Here is a 2,286-nt window from a genome sequence, read left to right on the forward strand (position 1 = left end):
GCGCCAGCATGGCGCCGAAGGCGACCGCGTCGTTGAAGCAAAGTGCGGCCGTCGGCGGTTCGGCCATGGCGATAGCGGTATCCAGGCAGGCGATGCCGCCCTTGCGGCTGGTCTCGCCTTCGAAGACCAAGATGTCGCCAGCGGCAACGCCAAGCGTCGCGCAGGCCTCGCGGAAACCGCCCAGCCGCTCGTGATAGACCACGAGGTCGGAAGAACCGCCGAAGAAGGCCAGCCGGCGATGGCCTTTGCCGATCAGGTGGGCGGTGGCGAGAAAGGCGCCGCGATGATTGTCGGGCGCGATCACCGGGATGCGGCTCTCGGGCAAACGGCGCATGGCAAAGACAACCGGAACGCCGGCTGTCTCGATGCGGCGGAAGGCGCCCGGCGTGGTGCCGCGCGCCGGCGACACGATCAGCCCGGCGACGCCCTGCTCCATCAGCGATTTCAGCACTTCTTCCTGGCGCACCGGGTTCTCGGCCGTATTGGCGATGAAGGGCACGATGCCGGCCGACTGGAAGACGCGCTCCATGCCCACCGCCAGTTCGGTGAAGAAGGGATTGGTGAGATCGTTGATGACCATGCCGATGACGTTGGAGTGAGCCTTGCGCAGATTGGCGGCGCCGCGGTTGTAAACATAGCCGACATCCTCGATCGCCTTGCGCACCTTGACCGCTGTCTCGGGCCGGATCAGCCCGCTGCCCTGCAGTACGAGCGATACCGTCGACTTGGACACGCCCGCTTCACGGGCGATGTCGAGTATCGTCGCCTTGGCCCGGCTGGCCATCCAGATCGCTCCTCCCAACTGGTCAAATCTATTGGAACGTTCTAATCATGAGGCGAGAGGAGAGTCAATCCGGATTTCTGAAAAACGAAAAAATCGACAATTCGACCGTGTCAACACCTTATGCGACAAGGGAAATCGTGTTGCGATGCAGCATTTCGGCGTGCCAGAGCAAAAATCATAAAGCTTCTTGATTTATTGGAACGTTCCATCTATAGGCGCTGCCAAAGGGAGAGTTTCATGGACATCACCTTGCCCGAGGAGGGTGGCCGCCGCGCCAGCTACCGGCTTGTCGGTCGGCCCGCGCAGCCGGTTGCCGGGGCGCGGTTTTCGCGCGTCGCCTATGCCGCCGCCCATGTCGTCGCCGACCCCCTCGCCATGACCGACCCGTGGTCGCTGCCCGTCGTCGACTGGGACAGGACGATGGCGTTCCGCCATCACCTGTGGCGGCTCGGCTTCCGCATCGCCGAGGCGATGGACACCTCCCAGCGCGGCATGGGTTTCGACTGGGCAAACGCAAAGGAATTGATCCGCCGCTCGATTGCAGAGGCGCGGACCGTCGAAGGGGCCGATCTCGCTTCGGGGGCCGGCACCGATCATCTGGCGCCTTCCGCGGCGAGCACGCTCGACGATGTGATTGCCGCCTATGAGGAGCAGTTCGGCTTCATCGAGGGGCAGGGCGGCAAGGCGATCATGATGGCGAGCCGCGCGCTGGCGGCGGTCGCCAGGGGCCCGGACGACTATTCCAGCATCTACGACCGGATCCTCTCGCAGGCGTCAGGCAAAGTGATCCTGCACTGGCTGGGCGACATGTTCGATCCGGCCCTGAAGGGATACTGGGGCAGTGGCGATTTCGAGACGGCGCTCGATACGGTCGTGGCCATCATCGAGCGGCATGCCGGCAAGGTCGAAGGCATAAAAATATCGCTGCTCGATGCCAGCAAGGAGGTGGCGCTGCGGGATCGGTTGCCGGAAGGCGTCGTCATGTTCACCGGCGACGACTTCAACTACCCCGAGTTGATCGCCGGCGACGGCAGGAGGCACTCGCATGCGCTGCTCGGCATTTTCGACGCCATCGCGCCGGTCGCCAACGCGGCGCTGGCCAGGCTCACCGATGGCGACCGCGCCGGCTATGACGCACTGATGGCGCCGACGGTGCCGCTGTCGCGCAAGATCTTCGAGGCGCCGACCGAATATTACAAGGCCGGCATCGTCTTCATGGCATGGCTGAATGGCCATCAGGAGCATTTCGCGATGGTCGGCGGCATGCAGTCGGCGCGCGGCATCCTGCATTATGCCGATGTGTTCCGGCTGGCCGACCAGGCGGGATTGCTGGCCGATCCCGAGCTTGCGGTGGCCCGAATGAAGAGCCTCTGCGCCGTCGCAGGCGTTTGACCTCGACCACCGATCGGTTCCGTTCGAAGACCATAAATTTGCCTTGGCCGGGCAAATCTGTTTTCCCTGTTTCTCCCGAGGGGCGGGCGAAGACGGACAATGACGGGCCA

2 protein-coding genes are annotated in these 2,286 nt (G+C 63.9%); one reads left to right on the top strand and one right to left on the bottom strand.

Annotated features, from left to right (window positions below):
- The coding region (locus EN742_RS32230) for a LacI family DNA-binding transcriptional regulator (RefSeq protein WP_148670416.1) at nt 1-784 on the bottom strand (784 nt) is incomplete at its 3' end.
- 237 nt (nt 785-1,021) lie between these two features.
- On the opposite strand from EN742_RS32230, the gene EN742_RS32235 reads away from it, so the two are divergent.
- On the top strand, nt 1,022-2,176 hold the full coding sequence (locus EN742_RS32235; protein ID WP_126058408.1) for a dihydrodipicolinate synthase family protein: 1,155 nt from the start codon (nt 1,022-1,024) through the stop codon (nt 2,174-2,176).
- Nucleotides 2,177-2,286: the final 110 nt, after the last annotated feature.

This window comes from Mesorhizobium sp. M4A.F.Ca.ET.020.02.1.1 (assembly GCF_004022645.1).
GTDB lineage: Bacteria > Pseudomonadota > Alphaproteobacteria > Rhizobiales > Rhizobiaceae > Mesorhizobium.